Genomic DNA, 14,973 nt, shown 5'->3' with positions numbered 1-14,973 from the left:
GTTGGGAGAGCGGGGTCGCCGGGAAATGTCGGACCCCTGTGCCAAGCTCGGCGGGTGGACGACTCACGTGGGCGGCGGCTGCTGGGGCGGGTGACCGCCGGCATCCCGTCGCGCGAGAACCCGGTCACGCACGTCACGGACCTGCCGGGCCGGGCCGCGCGCTGCGTGCCGTGGCCGTCGTGGGCCCACCCGGCGGTGGTGGACGCGCTCCGTGACTGCGGCGTGTCGGCTCCTTGGGCGCACCAGATCGAGGCGGCTTCGCACGCGTACGAGGGCCGGCACGTCGTGATCTCGACCGGCACGGCGTCTGGGAGAGCGGGGTCGCCGGGAAATGTCGGACCCCTGTGCCAAGCTCGGCGGGTGGACGACTCACGTGGGCGGCGGCTGCTGGGGCGGGTGACCGCCGGCATCCCGTCGCGCGAGAACCCGGTCACGCACGTCACGGACCTGCCGGGCCGGGCCGCGCGCTGCGTGCCGTGGCCGTCGTGGGCCCACCCGGCGGTGGTGGACGCGCTCCGTGACTGCGGCGTCTCGGCTCCTTGGGCGCACCAGATCGAGGCGGCTTCGCACGCGTACGAGGGCCGGCACGTCGTGATCTCGACCGGCACGGCGTCGGGCAAGTCGCTGGCCTACCAGCTGCCGGTGCTGTCGCGGCTGGCCGCGGGCGAGAAGGCGAACGCGCTGTACCTGTCGCCGACGAAGGCGCTGGGCGCCGACCAGCTGCGGTCGGTGTCCTCTTTGGACGTTCCGGGCGTCCGGGCGGCGTCGTTCGACGGCGACACCCCGATGGTGGAGCGCGACTGGGTGCGCGCGCACGCCAACTGGGTGTTCACCAACCCGGACATGCTGCACCGCGGGATCCTGTCGGCGCACGGCCGGTGGGCGACGTTCTTCCGGCGGCTCAGCTGTGTGGTGGTCGACGAGTGCCACAGCTACCGCGGCGTCTTCGGGTCGCATGTCGCGTTGCTGCTTCGCCGGCTTCGGCGCGTGGCCGAGCATTACGGTGCTTCGCCGGTGTTCGTCCTCGCTTCGGCGACAACGGCTTCGCCTGCCTCTTTCGCTTCGCGGCTTACCGGTGTTCCGTGTCAAGCCGTGACGGAAGACGCGTCGCCACGCGGCGCCCGGACGGTGGTGTTGTGGGAGCCGCCGTTGCTGGACGAGCTGACCGGGGAGAACGGCGCGCCGGTCCGGCGCTCGGCAGGCGCGGAGACGTCGCGGATCCTGGCCGACCTGGTGGTCGAAGGCGCGCGGTCGCTGGCGTTCGTCCGGTCGCGGCGGGGCGCGGAACTGGCCGCCCTGGGTGCGCGTCGCATACTGTCCGAAGTGGACCCGGCGCTGACGGAAACCGTTGCGGCGTACAGGTCTGGTTACCTGCCGGAGGAGCGGCGCGCGTTGGAGGCGGCGTTGCTGTCAGGGCGGCTGCTGGGGGTCGCGACGACGAACGCGCTGGAACTCGGCGTCGACATCGCGGGGCTCGACGCCGTGGTGCTGGCGGGCTACCCGGGGACGCTCGCGTCGTTCTGGCAGCAGGCGGGGCGCGCCGGGCGCGCCGGTGATTCGGCGCTCGTGGTGTTCGTCGCGCGGGACGACCCGCTCGACACGTACCTGGTACACCACCCGGAGGCGTTGCTTTCGCGGCCGGTGGAGACGGCGGTGCTCGACCCGGCGAACCCGTACGTGCTGGCGCCGCAGCTCGCGTGCGCCGTGGCCGAGCTGCCGCTGACGCTGCCCGAGCTGGAGGTGTTCGGTGGTTCGGCGGCCCAGGAAGTGCTGGCCGAGCTGGCGGAGCAGAAGCTGCTGCGGCGGCGGTCGAGCGGCTGGTACTGGACGTCACGCGACCGGCCGCACGCCGAGGTGGGGATCCGCGGGACCGGCGGCGAGCAGATCGCGGTGGTCGAGTCGGACTCCGGCCGGATGCTGGGGACGGTCGATCCGGGGTCGGCGTGCTTCGCGGTGCACCCCGGCGCGGTGTACCTGCACCAGGGGGCGTCGTACGTCGTCGACGAGCTGGACCTGGAGACGGGGCTGGCGCTGGTGCACGCGGAGAACCCGGACTGGACGACGACACCGCGCGAGATCGTCGACATCTCCGTGCTGAGCACGCAGGAAAAGCAGGACTTCGGCGGGGTGAGCGTGTGCCTTGGCGAGGTGGCGGTGACGTCCCAGGTGGTCGGCTACCTGCGGCGACGTCCGTCCGGTGAGGTGCTGGACCACACGCCGCTGGACCTGCCGGAGCAGAGCCTGCGCACGCGCGCGGTCTGGTACACGATCTCGGCGGAGCTGCTCGGGACCGAGGGCACGCGCGGGCGGCGTGCCGGATCCTGCGGCGCTGCGACCGGGACCGGGGGTGCGGCCGATGGCGAGGCGGGGACCGGGGGCCATCGGGTGGGGACCGAATCCGTGGAGCCGGCGGGGACCGGAGAGGAGTCCCTGGCGAGCGGTCGGGGGCCCGCTCACGAGGGTGGCAGGGCACCGGGGGGTGCCGGTTTGGTTCCGGCACGGGTCCCCGGTGCCCTGCATGCCGCCGAGCACGCGGCGATCGGCCTGCTACCGCTGTTCGCTACGTGCGACCGGTGGGACATCGGCGGGGTGAGCACCGCGTGGCACGAAGACACCGGGGAGGCGACGGTGTTCGTGCATGACGGCCATCCCGGGGGTGCGGGATTCGCCGAACGCGGTTATGCCGCGATTGTCCCGTGGCTGGCCGCAACGCGGGAGGCGATCGTCTCCTGCGAGTGCCCGACGGGATGCCCGTCCTGCGTCCAGTCGCCGAAGTGCGGGAACGGCAACGATCCGCTGGACAAGGCGGGGGCGGTGGCCGTTCTGGAAACCGTGCTCGGGGCGTTGCGTCAACACGGCGCCTAGGACGGCCACTTGGTGGTTCATGGAGTTGTGTCGTGCTCCGCCTCGGCCGGGCTGGGACCGGCCGGCGGCGGTGGCCGGAAGGTCAGGCCGCGGTGGACTGGACCAGCTGCGGAGCTTCGGCACCGGCCAGCGCGCGGACGAGGACGTCGTGCACCTCGGCGGCGTCCGGCAGCTGCCAGCCGCAGACCTCGGGCTTGACGCGCCAGTGGACGACCCCGTGCTGGAACGGCGACGGGGGCAGCGGGATGTAGCTGTCCTTGCCGTGCCACTGGACGGAGGCGCGGGAGGCGAGTTCGGCCGGGATGCTGTCGGCGACGGTGGTGAGGAAGAGCCAGCGGCCGTTCGGCATCGCGACGATGGGCGCGGGGTGGCCGAGAGAGCGGAGCAGGCGGCAGGCACGCTTGCCGAGCTCGTCGTCGACCTCGATCGCGTCGAGGACCGTGCCGGTGGCGACGAGGAGGCTGTGCGTGCGGTCGGAGAACCAGGTGGCGACCTCGTGGGCGTGGGTGCCGATCTGCTCGCGCCAGGTGTCACTGGCCGGGATGGGGCGGCGCCAGGTGAGGTCGTCGCCCTCGGTCAGCGGAGCGGGGTCGACGCCCGGGAGCACCGGCCAACCACGCCAGGCGAGACCGATCGCCTCCGCGCGCAGTTCGATGCGGAAGGCGCCCCGCCAGCTGTCCGGCCAATTCGCGTCCAACATTGTCTTTCCTGCCTTCAAGTTCCGGTTCTCCACGACCCCGCTAAACCCTGTCGTGGTGTCGCACATCTCACTAAACGGCAAGTTGCACATCGCCCGGAACCCCCGCGCGACAACCGGTGGTTACGCGGCGATGAACGCCCAGTAGTCCGTACGGCCGGGCTGAACCCGCGGGCGCGGATCGACGGTGAACGGCAGCCGCCCACGGACCGTTCGTCGTGCGAAACCGCAGGATCGACAGGTCCCAGACGGCGCGCACGGTTGCCGAAGCACGTGCCTTCGGCGCAGGTGAGCAGCGGATCCGACCGCTCGCCGTACACCAGCGACCGCTGCACGTGACGACGGGCCGCTCATCGCCCGGCCGGACGGATCAGCCGGTCACCGTGGCATACCGACCGGTCGGCGTCCGGCGAGCGGCTGGTCGGCAGGGTCCCGGTGAGCGGACAGGGGCGCCCGGCGGGGCGAATCGTCGCGGTGACCGGCCGGTGGTGGACAGCTCGCCGCGATCGGTGCACTGCGGCCCGATTCACCGCGGCCCGGTCAGCTTCGACCCAGTCACGCATGCGGCCCATCGACCACGCGCCTGGTCACGACGGCCGGTCGGCGCGAGGCCCGGTCACGGTGGCCGGTCAGTGCTGGCCCGATCACGGTGCGGGTCAGTGTGGGCCTGATCGAGGTGGCCGGTCAGTGCGGGCCGGTCGCGGTGGCCAGCCAGTGCTGGCCCGATCAGGGTGCGGGTCAGTGTGGGCCTGATCGAGGTGGCCGGTCGGTGGTGGCCCGGTCACGGTGGCCGGTCCGTCGGTCCGGCGCGGGCTCGGGCTGCCGGGCCGGGCAGCCCGCCCAGGCCGGGGCTCGGGCCCCGGACTTCGACGAAAGCATCGAGCCGCTGCCATCGGCAGGTCAGCAGGGTCACGCCCATCCGATCGGCGATCCACCTGGCGTGCTGGCACGCTCGGTCAGGCCCTTCCCGAGCATGCGATGCGGCGGCGAGAGCCCCCAGATCGGCGGCGGCCTCCACCCGGTGCCGGGCATCGACCGCTGCCGCCAGCCAGCACACGAGGACCGCCACACCGGCCAGTGCGGCGACCGCCATCGCGGTCCAGATGGTGGCCGCACCACTGTCCGGGTGGCGGTCGCGGCTGCGGAACCGCTCGCCTGCACCTTCCGAGCGGAAGTCGGCCCGGCCGCTTACGCGGTCTGCCCTGCTGGAATCGCCGAGGTGCTCGACTCGGCCGCCGGAACTGCCGTCGACTCCGCGGGCTTGCTTGGCTGCTCGGCTTGGTTCAGCCTGGTGCACCGGTCGTCTCCGTGCCTGGTTCTGCTACCGCGTAGGCCGTTGCGCTCAGCTTGATCTCTGGGAGCAGGCCCGTTGATTCCTTGGCCTTCACCTTGACCGTTATGTCGTCGCCTGCCTGCTCTATCTCCAGGCTGGCGTCCGGTGGAGCGATCCTGTGTACCGCTGCCGCCGCTTCGGTCGGTTGGCCTCTTGCCAGCAGTCTTGCCGCCTCGCGGGCTGCGTCTGTGCAGCGCAGCTGGCTTGTCAGTACCGCCACACCCGCCAGCAGCAGGACCGTCACCACTGTCAGGCCCGCCAGGCCGAGCGCTGCCTCGACCGTCACCGAGCCTTCTTCTCTGCTTCTCACGACGGCACCGTCAAGGCCTTCATGACCAGGTTCGTCAGCCACGACACGACCGAGTCGCCCGTCAGCAGGGTGTAGAGGACCGCCGCGAAGGCCGCTACCGCGACCGTGACGACGGCGTACTCGACCGTCGTCGAACCGTCGTCCGAGCCGGGGCGGCGGGTGGGAGTGCGCATGCGTTTTCCTTTCATCAGAAGAGCGGGCCGAGGCGTGCCGCCAGGCCCAGGACGATCGGCAGCACCCCCAGGCAGAAGAACGCCGGCAGGAAACACAGGCCGACTGGCAGCGCCAGCGCCACCCCGGCTCGCTCCGCGCGTTCTTCCGCTTCGGTGGCCAGCTCGTCACGCAACAGTTCGGCCAGGTTGGCGGCCGCCGTGGCGAATGCGGCTCCCGAGCGGGATGTCCTGATCGCCGCTGCCGCCAGCTCGCCGAGGCCAGGAATCGACCGCACCGGGGACCACGCCCGCTCCGGGCCGGAGCCGAGCGCGAGCAGGCCGGCGGTCGAGCGCAGCGCCTCGCCCACCTCGGGCGGAGCCGTGTCGGCTACCGCATCGAGCGCCGATGAGACCGGCAGTCCCGCCCGCAGGCACGCGGCCAGCAGGTCCAGTGTCCCGGCGAGCCGCAGCTTGGCGGCTACGTCGATGGTCGGTACTCGTGGCCGTCGGGTGCGGCGGATCGCCCACCAGCCCACCGCCGTCACCAGCGCGCCCACGACCACTCCGGGCACTCCGCCGATCAACACCGCCGTCGAGACGCCGCCCAGCGTCGTCGCGATAGGCGTGAGTGCCCGGGGCCAATTGCGGGGATCAGGCGGTTTTCGGTCCTGTAGCCAGGTGAAGCGCCGCGCTGCGGCGTTGTCTCCCGGCCATACGACGAGAGCGCCGGCGAAGAGAAGGAGGGCCGTTGCGTTCATCGGACGCGTACCCGTCCTGTCAAGGCGCGGCACCAGGCCGTCCCGGCCCAGAGCAGGACGCTGCCGGCGACCAGCAGCAGCTGGCCCGGCACGCTGCCGGTCAGAACCGACACCGGCGACGCGCCCATGGCCTGCCCGAGCAGCAAGCAGAGGACCGGAAGGCCGGTGAGCACCGCCGCGCTCGCTCGTGGACCGGCCAGTTTCGCGCGCATCCGGCGGGCGAACGCCAGGCTTGCTTCGGCGTCGCGGCGCGTGGCGTCCAAGACGTCGGCCATCGGCAGGCCGTAGCGCTTGCCCAACGTCCACGCTCCCGCCAGCGCCGGGAGCGTTGGTGCGTCCAGTTCGCCGTCGAGGCGGGCCGACGCAGCCAGGGCGTGGAGTTCGTCGGCCACCGCGGGGACGGCCTCGGCTGCTGCTTCCGCGGCGGTCACCGGGTGGGCGCCGGAGCGGAGTTCGGCCACCATCGTGCGAAGCGCCGTCGCCGTGTGGGCCACCATCGCCACGTCGGCGGCGGCGCGGCGGTGGGCTTGCCACTCCTGGCGCCACGCCAGCGTCAGGGCGGCGGCCGCGATCGCGCCACCCACTCCCGTCAGCAGGCCGGCCAGCGCGGTCGGCAGCAGCCACCTGACCGCGGCCCACACGTCAGGTAGGCGGACCGTCGTCGGCCGCTCGACCATGGCCTGGAGGCGGGTCGGTGCCGCGGGCCAGCACGCCAAGGCCGCGCCGGCGCACAGCAGGACCCACGCCGTGATCATCTCGGTCTCCTTCGCCGGCGCGGGAAGATGGTCACCAGTAAGGAAAGACGGACGAGGAGGAGGCTCAGCACGCGATCGCTCCCGTCGCGGCGAACAGGTGGCGGTCGACCGTCCAGCGGCCCGCGCGCCACACCGGCACGACCCGCGCCCGGCCGTGTTCGGCGCGGAGGACGCCGACTTCGGCGAGGCGCCGGTGACCGCCCGGTTCGCGCCGCATGTGGAGGACCACGCGGATCGCGGCGACGAGCTGGCTGTGCACCGCGTCGCGACCGAGACCGCCGAGGGCGGCGAGTGCCTCGATGCGGGCGGGTACCTCTGCAGGCGAATTGGCGTGGACGGTGCAGGCGCCGCCGTCGTGGCCGGTGTTCAGCGCCGTGAGCAGGGCGCCGACCTCGGCGCCGCGGACCTCGCCGACCACGAGCCGGTCGGGGCGCATGCGCAGCGCCTGGCGGACCAGCTCCGGCAGGCCGACCGCGCCCGCACCCTCCACATTGGCCGGTCGGGCGACGAGGCTGACGAACTGCGGGTGCTCGGGCTGCAGCTCGGCGGCGTCTTCCACGCAGACGATGCGCTCGGCCGGGTCTACCGCGCCGAGCAGCGCTGCCAGGAGCGTTGTCTTGCCTGCGCCGGTGCCGCCGGTGACGAGGAACGCCATGCGTTTCGAGACGACCGTCCGCAGCAGGTTCGCACCGTTCTCGTCGAACGCCCCGAGTTCGCGCAGCTTTGTGAGGTCGTGAGTGGCCGGGCGGAGGACGCGCAGGGACAGGCAGGTGCCGTTGGCCGCCACCGGCGGGAGGACGGCGTGCATGCGGATGCGGCCGTGGGCGCCGGAGCCGGGGAGCCAGCCGTCCACGTAGGGCTGGGCGTCGTCGAGCCGGCGGCCGGCCGCGAGGGCGAGACGCTGGGCGAGACGGCGGACGGCTTCTTCGTCCTTGAAGCGGATACCCGTGTGGGTGAGGCCTTCGGGGCCGTCGATCCAGACTTCCTCCGGGCCGGTGACGAGCACGTCGGTGGTCGCGGGATTGTCGAGGAGCGGGGCCAGCGGGCCGGCGCCGACGAACTCGTCGCGGGCTTGGCGGGCCGCGTCGAGCACGGCGACGTGGCCGAGGGCGCCGCCGGCTTCGGCGCGGACCGCCGTGGCTACGGCGACCGGGTCCGCCTGACGGCGGTCGCCCGCCAGGCGGTTGCGGACGCGGTCCACGAAGTCGGTGGTCATGGGGTTACCGCCTCGGGTGCCGGGGTGGGTCGCGGAGTTGAGGGGATGTAGGCGGTGGTGACTCGAGTGCCGGGTGGAGGCGGGTCGGCCGCCACGCGGGATGGGAGCACCGCCCGGCCTTGGTGGGCGGTCACTCGGGCGCCCCGCGGCTGCGGGCTGGCCGCCAGACGGGATGGAATCGTGGCTCGGCCGTCGCGGGCGGTCACTCGGGTGCCGGATGGCTGCGGGGCGGCCGCCAGGCAGGAGGGGAGCGCGGCTCGGCTGTGGCAGGCCGTGACTCGAGTGCCAGGCTGCTGCGGGTTGGCGGCCGGGCGCGATGGGAGCACCGCCCGGCTGTGGGAGGCGGTCACGCGGGTGCCTGCCGACGGGACCGGCTGGCTCCGAAGGGCTGCCGGGCGGGGTGGAAGCGCGGCTCTGCCACGGCAGGCCCTGACTCGGGTGCCCGGTCGCTGCATGGTGGCCGCCACGCGGAATGAGAGCACCGCCCGGCCTTGGTGGGCGGTCACTCGGGTGCCTGCAGGGGGTTTGTCGGGCGTCATCGGGGGCTCTCCTTGCGGTTTGGGGTCTGGAGCTCGCTCGGGGCTGCCAGCAGCGTCAGGAAGTTCTCCGCGCTTACCGGGCCTCGGGATGCCAGGCTCAGGACCGTTGGCCACAGCAGCTCCGCCACGCTCATCGGGCGGCCTCCGGTGCGTAACTCCATGCTCATCGGGCCGCTGCTCTGGCTTCGCGGCGGGCTACCGCCAGCACCTCGGTCGCCGCTGTTGCCAGTGGGCCTGAGGGCTTTGCCGGGAACTCTCCTCGCTCGATCGTCGCCTCGAGGCCCCTCTCCGGGGGCATCGACGCCAGCAGTGGCGGGCCGAGGAGGGCTGCCGTCTGGGTGGGTGGTACTCCTGCCCTCGATCGTCCACATGCGACAACGCCCAGGCGCGCCGTCAGTTCCGACAGCCGTCGCTGGACCTGCTTTGCCGCCATGCATGCTCGGAACTCCACCGGTACCAGCAGCGTCACCAGGTCGGCCACCGCCACCGCTTCCGTTGCTGCGTCGCCCAACGTCCGGGGTAAGTCGCAGACCACCGTGCGGCCTGAGCGCCTGCCCGCCGCTATCACCGCCGACAGGCTCTCCACCTCCGGGCCTTCTCCCTCCCGGCCGCACGCCAGTACCGGGAGGCTGCCGCCGCGATGCTTTCTTTGCGGCAACGCCGCCGCCAGTGCCGGTGCCGATACGCGGCCGCTCAGCCGTACCTCCGACCAGCGGGGGCCCGGTACCTTTTCCAGGCCCAGCAACAGGTCCAGGCCGCCGCCCAGTGGGTCGCAGTCCACCAGCAGCGCGCCGCCCGGTTCACGGTCGGCCGCCAGTGCCAGTGCCGCCGCGAAGACCGATGCGCCCGCGCCGCCGCGGCCGCCGACCACGCCCAGTACCAAGCCCGCTTCCTCCGCCGGTGTCTCCACGACGTCGGCGAACGCTCCCGCCAGCTCCGTTTCCTCGTCCGGCAGCGAGATCACCCGCTCGACGCCGACGCGGAACGCGTGCTCCCACGTCCGTGGCCCCGGGCTGCCTTTGCAGACCAGGAGCACTCCGCGTCGCCGGGGCAGGGCAGGTGGCAGCCGCACGGCTTCCTCGTCCAGCACCACCAGCGGTGCCCTGGCCCAGTGGCCGCTCGCCGCCGTCAGGTCCGGTGCCCGGTCGAGCTCACAGCCCGCGACCGCGGCCACCCGCAGGATCTCGTCGAGCACGGTTTCGTCCGCGGCGACCACCAGTGGCCGGTCCCCTGTCATGCGTTCCTCCCCCGTCGTCGGTGCGGGCCGTGGGTGGCCCGGCTTCCACCGTCGCGCTCGGGGACTCGGGGGCACAACGGGGCGGGCGGCCGGCTGTGGACAACCGGGGTGTTGTGGACAACTTCCGTCCGGGGACCGCTCGCGGGCCGGTTCTGTCGGTGGGCTGTGGCAGGGTCGCGCCCGCCCGCGACGCACGTGCGGCGGAAACCGGCACGAATACCCGCATCCGACGCCTGCCGATTCGGGAATCGACGGCCGAGGTAAACGAACGCGAAAAAAGGTAAGCGGAAGGCAAAACACCGACGAGCCACGACGAGCGGAATCGAAAAAGGTAAGCGAGAAGTAAGAGGGCGGCCCCCGCCAGGGGGGAGGGACGGGGGCCGCCGTGGGTTCAGCCCCGGGGGGTCGGACTGAACCGGCCCGGTTGGACACCGGGCTTCCTCACTGTAACTCCGCCGGTGGCCGGTTCGCGCGCCGGGCGAGGCACACAGTTCGGTAACGGCACGGCGCGCCGGAAGTGCCTTCCTGTCATGGATTTTCCGCCCGCCGCGACGCGCGCGTGGTGGATCAACGGGACGCGTCGCGATCAAGCTCCTATCCTGGGCGGGTGGCCGAACCGAGCAGTGCGCCGTCGCGCATCCGGAAGCCGGGCCCGGAGCACGCGGTGGCCGCGTTCTTCGACCTGGACAAGACGATCATCGCCTCGTCGAGCGCGCTGGCGTTCAGCAAACCGTTGCTCAAAGAGGGATTGATCAACCGGCGCGCCGCGTTGCGCAGCGCCTACGCGCAGCTGGTGTTCTCACTCGCCGGCGCCGACGAAAACAAGACCGAACGGCTGCGCGCCGAGGTTTCCCGGCTGTGCGCGGGCTGGGACGTCGCCCAGGTGTCGGCGATCGTCCGCGAGACGCTGCACGACGTCGTCGACCCGCTCGTGTACGTCGAGGCGGCCGAGCTGATCGCGCGGCACCGCGAGGACGGGCACGACGTCATCGTCCTGTCGGCGACCGGCGAGGAGGTCGTCGCGCCCGTGGCGGAGATGCTCGGCGCGACCCGGAGCGTCGCCACGCGCATGCAGATCGTCGACGGCCGCTACTCCGGCGAGGTCGACTTCTACTGCTACGGCGCCAACAAGGCCGTCGCCGCGAAGCAGCTCGCCGCGACCCACGGCTACGACCTCGCCGAGTGCTTCGCCTACACCGATTCGAGCACCGACATCCCGCTGCTGGAGGTCGTCGGGCACCCGCACGCGGTCAACCCCGACAAGCTCTTGCGGCGCGAGGCGCTCGAACGCGGCTGGCCGATCCTGGCCTTCGAGCGGCCCATGTCCCTGCGCAGCCGGATCCCGACGCGCTCGGCGGGCGTGGTGGCCCTCGGCGTCGGCGCGGTGGCCGCCGGCGCGACCTGGTACGGCCTCAGCCGTCGCCGTCGGTTGCGCTAGCGGGAACGGGCCCACCCACACGGCCGCACGGCCTGCGCTTTTGCTTGGCCCAGCCCCGAATTGTCCGTCGCGCACGGTGCCGGTGTCACCCGATCCAGCCTCTGTACCGGTGCACCCATCCGCGCACTTGAAGTGACCCGGCTCACGGCGTAGAAAGTAGGTGCGGACGTTCGGTCGGCCAGGGAACAGGTAGAAGAGAAGCCTGTTCCACCCCGGCAAACCTCCGTGCGCGGACTCCGGGTACCCACGCGCAGCGCGCCGCGGGAGGCTCGTCGTCTAGGGACTGCGTAGTGGGACGCCACACGCCGAGTCCATGTAGGTACGACCAGAGTTGCACGCTTGGTCGCCCGAGAAGTTCGCGCTTGCAGGCGGCGCCCGTCGACCCTCCGGGGTCACGGGCGCCGCCTCGTCTATGCGGCCGACCGGCCGCCACCCGTTCGCTTCACGCGCACGGCGACTTCCTACCGATCCGGGTACGAATACCTCCGTTGGTGCCGTCGGCCGATGGACATCGACGGATTCGGTGAGTAGCTTCCCGATACCGGCGCCTCCGAGTGGACTTCTCACGTCCGCCGGGCGCCCGCAACTTTCTGGGAGGCTGGTCGTGACGACCCGAAATCGGAGGTTCCATGCGCTCGCCCTGCCCGTCGCGGGGGTGCTCGCCCTCACCGGTGTGGGTGTCGCGACCGCGGCGAGCGCACCGCGGGTGAGCGCGGAGGCGCAGGCGGAGGCCGCGGCGACACAGGCGCTGCGCGGGCTGACGCTCGAGCAGAAGGTCGGGCAGCTGTTCGTCACGTGGGTGAACGGCAAGTCCGCCGACGAGGTGAACCCGAAGAACCAGGCCGACTTCGGGGTCGACACCCCGGCCCAGGTGATCCGGAAGTACCACCTGGGCGGCGTCATCTACTTCAACAACGACACGCGCGACAACTTCGACGACCCCGTGCAGGTCGCGAAGCTGTCCAACGGCCTCCAGCAGGCCGCCGTCACGAGCGGCGCGCACATCCCGCTGCAGATCGCCGCCGACCAGGAGGGCGGCACGGTGACCCGGATGGGCGCGCCGGCCACGGAGTTCCCGAACGCGATGGCCATCGCGGCCGGCCGGGACACCGGGCGCGCGACGAAGGCCGCCACGATCCTCGGCCACGAGCTGCGTGCCGTCGGCATCAACCAGGACTTCGCGCCCGACTCCGACGTCAACTCCAACCCGGTGAACCCGGTCATCGGCGTCCGGTCGTTCTCCGGGCAGCCCGGCCTGGCCAGCGACTTCGTCACCGCCGAGGTCAAGGGCTTCCAGGACTCGGACTTCCCGCCGAAGACCGTCGCCGCGACGGCCAAGCACTTCCCCGGGCACGGCGCCGCGCCGACCGACAGCCACACCGGCCTGCCGCGGATCGACAGCACCGAGGCGCAGTGGCGGGCCACGGACGTGCCGCCGTTCAAGGCCGCGATCGCGGCCGGCATCGACTCGATCATGAGCGCGCACATCCAGTTCCCCAGCCTCGACCCGTCGCTGGAGCCGGCGACGCTGTCGAAGCCGATCATCACCGGCAAGCTGCGCAACGAGCTGGGCTACAACGGCGTGGTGATCACCGACTCGCTCGAGATGCAGGGCGTCCGCCAGCTGCACAGCGACGCCGAAATCCCGGTTCTCGCGCTGAAGGCCGGTGTCGACCAGCTGCTCATGCCGGTGCACCTCGACGTCGCCATCAACTCGGTGCTGAACGCCGTGAAGTCCGGCGAGATCCCCATGCAGCGGATCGACCAGAGCGTGCTGCGCGTGCTGAAGCTGAAGTTCGAGCGCGGCATCCTGTTCTCGCCGTTCGTCGACCCGAACCGGGTGATGAAGGTCGTCGGCACGCCGGCGAACCTGGCCACCGCGCAGGACATCGCCGACCGCGGCATCACGGCGATCGCGAACGACGCCGGCCTGCTGCCGCTCAAGCAGAAGCCCGCGACGACGCTGGTCACCGGCTGGGGCGTCTCGACGACGGCGTCGCTCGCCCAGAAGCTGACCGCGCACGGCACGGCCGCGACGGCGTACCAGACCGGCCAGGCCCCGACGGACGCCCAGATCGCGCAGGCGGTCGCGAACGCCCGGAACGCCGACCTGGTCGTCGTGCTCACCAACAACATCGGCGGGTTCCCGCGGCAGACCCAGCTGCTCGACGCCCTGCAGGCCACCGGCAAGCCGGTCGTCGCGGTGGCCGCGCAGATCCCGTACGACGCCGGTTACCCGACCAGCGTCACGACCTGGCTCGCCACCTACGGCTACATCGGGCCGACGCTGGAGGCGCTGGCCAAGGTGATCCTCGGCGAGACGGCGCCGGTCGGGAAGCTGCCGGTCGACATCCCCGCCGGGACCGACATGCAGACCGTGAAGTACCCGTTCGGCCACGGGCTGACGTGGTGAACCTCGACCGGCGCCGGTTCCTCGGCGCGAGCGCGCTCGCGGTCCCGGCGCTGGCGGGCGGCTCCGCCGTGGCGGGGGCCGAGCCGGAGAGCCGCCCTGGCCGGGTCCTCACCGGCGCCGAGCAATGGGCCGCGCAGGGCTGGCGGCCGCTGAAGGGCCGCAAGGTCGGCGTCCTGTCCAACCCGACCGGGGTTCTGCTGAACGGCGACCACATCGTCGACTCGATGGTCGCGGCCGGCGTCAAGCCGGTCGCGGCCTTCGGGCCGGAACACGGCTTCCGCGGCAGCGCGCAGGCCGGTGGCTCCGAAGGCGACTACACCGACCCGCGCACCGGCGTGCCGGTGTACGACGCGTACGGCGTCGACGTGACGAAGCTCGCGTCGCTGTTCACCAAGGCAGGCGTCGACACCGTCGTGTTCGACATCGCGGACGTCGGCGCGCGCTTCTACACCTACATCTGGTCGCTCTACACGGCGATGGTTGCCGCGGCGAAGGTGAACGCCGCCTTCGTCGTGCTCGACCGCCCGAACCCGATCGGCGGCCGGGTGGCTGGTCCCGTGCTGGACCCGAAGTTCGCGTCCGGGATCGGGCGGAAGCCGATCGCACAGCAGCACGGGATGACCGTCGGCGAGCTGGCCCGCTTCTTCGCCGAGGAGTTCTTGCCCGGCGAAGGGGTGGAGCTCGAGCACCTCGACGTCGTCCAGGTACGCGGCTGGCAGCGTGACACGCTCTTCGCGCAGACCGGCCTGAACTGGGTGCTGCCGAGCCCGAACATGCCGACCCCGGACACGGCGCTCGTCTACCCGGGCACCGGCATGTTCGAAGGCACGGTGTTCTCCGAGGGCCGCGGGACGACCCGGCCGTTCGAGATCATCGGCGCGCCCGGGCTCGACTGGCGCTGGCGCGAGAAGCTCGAGGACCTGCGGCTGCCCGGGGCGAAGTTCCGGGAGGTCTACTTCGTGCCGACGTTCAGCAAGTTCGTCAACCAGACCTGCGGTGGCGTGCAGGTGAGCGTCGAGGACCCGCGGGCGTTCGACGCGATCCGGACCGCGGTCGCCATGCTCGTCACGGCGAAGGCGCTGCACCCGGACGTCTTCGCCTGGCGCCCCGACAACTACATCGACAAGCTCTCCGGGTCCGATCGCCTGCGGACCATGGTCGACGGCGGTGCGGGCGTCGACGAGGTCACCGGGGCCTGGCGGGCCGAGCTCGCCGAGTTCGACCGGAGACGCCGCCACTACCTGCTGTACCGCTGAGGGG

General features: G+C 72.2%; 12 protein-coding genes. 4 read left to right on the top strand and 8 right to left on the bottom strand.

From position 1 onward, the window contains the following. Nucleotides 1–90: 90 nt before the first annotated feature. A complete protein-coding gene (locus BT341_RS08805) occupies nt 91–2,865 on the top strand; it encodes a DEAD/DEAH box helicase (RefSeq protein ID WP_425426468.1) in 2,775 nt (924 codons plus the stop codon). 82 nt (nt 2,866–2,947) lie between these two features. Here the strand turns inward: BT341_RS08805 and BT341_RS08800 are convergent, their stop codons facing one another. The 8 genes from BT341_RS08800 to ssd all read right to left on the bottom strand — a co-directional run bounded on the left by BT341_RS08800 (nt 2,948) and on the right by ssd (nt 9,862). Then, nucleotides 2,948–3,565: a bifunctional DNA primase/polymerase gene (locus BT341_RS08800; RefSeq protein WP_072475796.1), complete on the bottom strand. Its 618-nt coding sequence runs from the start codon at nt 3,563–3,565 to the stop codon at nt 2,948–2,950. A 778-nt stretch (nt 3,566–4,343) separates the two neighbouring features. Further along, nucleotides 4,344–4,859: an Rv3654c family TadE-like protein gene (locus tag BT341_RS46305; RefSeq protein ID WP_245804916.1), complete on the bottom strand. Its 516-nt coding sequence runs from the start codon at nt 4,857–4,859 to the stop codon at nt 4,344–4,346. Beyond that, nucleotides 4,846–5,181 carry a TadE family type IV pilus minor pilin gene (locus BT341_RS08790; RefSeq protein ID WP_072475794.1) on the bottom strand — a complete coding sequence of 112 codons (336 nt, stop codon included), beginning with the start codon at nt 5,179–5,181 and terminating at the stop codon, nt 4,846–4,848. The genes BT341_RS46305 and BT341_RS08790 overlap by 14 nt, the downstream gene beginning before the upstream one ends. A 20-nt stretch (nt 5,182–5,201) precedes the next feature. Then, the gene (locus BT341_RS08785; protein ID WP_072475793.1) at nt 5,202–5,378 is read right to left on the bottom strand and encodes a DUF4244 domain-containing protein; all 177 of its coding nucleotides are present in this window, start codon (nt 5,376–5,378) and stop codon (nt 5,202–5,204) included. Between the two features lie 14 nt (nt 5,379–5,392). Then, the gene (locus BT341_RS08780; RefSeq protein ID WP_072475792.1) at nt 5,393–6,115 is read right to left on the bottom strand and encodes a type II secretion system F family protein; all 723 of its coding nucleotides are present in this window, start codon (nt 6,113–6,115) and stop codon (nt 5,393–5,395) included. Continuing rightward, on the bottom strand, nt 6,112–6,870 hold the full coding sequence (locus BT341_RS08775) for a type II secretion system F family protein (protein ID WP_072475791.1): 759 nt from the start codon (nt 6,868–6,870) through the stop codon (nt 6,112–6,114). Before BT341_RS08775 ends, BT341_RS08780 begins: the two co-directional genes overlap by 4 nt. 64 nt (nt 6,871–6,934) lie before the next feature. After that, on the bottom strand, nt 6,935–8,086 hold the full coding sequence (locus BT341_RS08770) for a TadA family conjugal transfer-associated ATPase (RefSeq protein WP_072475790.1): 1,152 nt from the start codon (nt 8,084–8,086) through the stop codon (nt 6,935–6,937). A gap of 702 nt (nt 8,087–8,788) precedes the next feature. Beyond that, entirely contained in the window at nt 8,789–9,862 is a 1,074-nt protein-coding gene (gene ssd, locus BT341_RS08765; protein ID WP_072475789.1) for a septum site-determining protein Ssd, read from the bottom strand. Nucleotides 9,863–10,469: 607 nt separating this feature from the next. On the opposite strand from ssd, the gene BT341_RS08760 reads away from it, so the two are divergent. From BT341_RS08760 to BT341_RS08750, 3 genes are all read left to right on the top strand, one after another. Further along, entirely contained in the window at nt 10,470–11,300 is an 831-nt protein-coding gene (locus BT341_RS08760; protein WP_072475788.1) for an HAD family hydrolase, read from the top strand. 655 nt (nt 11,301–11,955) lie between these two features. Then, entirely contained in the window at nt 11,956–13,713 is a 1,758-nt protein-coding gene (locus tag BT341_RS08755) for a glycoside hydrolase family 3 protein (RefSeq protein WP_072475787.1), read from the top strand. Beyond that, a complete protein-coding gene (locus tag BT341_RS08750) occupies nt 13,710–14,969 on the top strand; it encodes an exo-beta-N-acetylmuramidase NamZ family protein (RefSeq protein ID WP_072481861.1) in 1,260 nt (419 codons plus the stop codon). Before BT341_RS08755 ends, BT341_RS08750 begins: the two co-directional genes overlap by 4 nt. Nucleotides 14,970–14,973 lie beyond the last annotated feature (4 nt).

The sequence above is a fragment of the Amycolatopsis australiensis genome, from assembly GCF_900119165.1.
Taxonomy (GTDB): domain Bacteria; phylum Actinomycetota; class Actinomycetes; order Mycobacteriales; family Pseudonocardiaceae; genus Amycolatopsis; species Amycolatopsis australiensis.
Note: the sequence above shows the minus strand (reverse complement) of the source record. Positions and strands in the feature narration are given on the sequence as shown.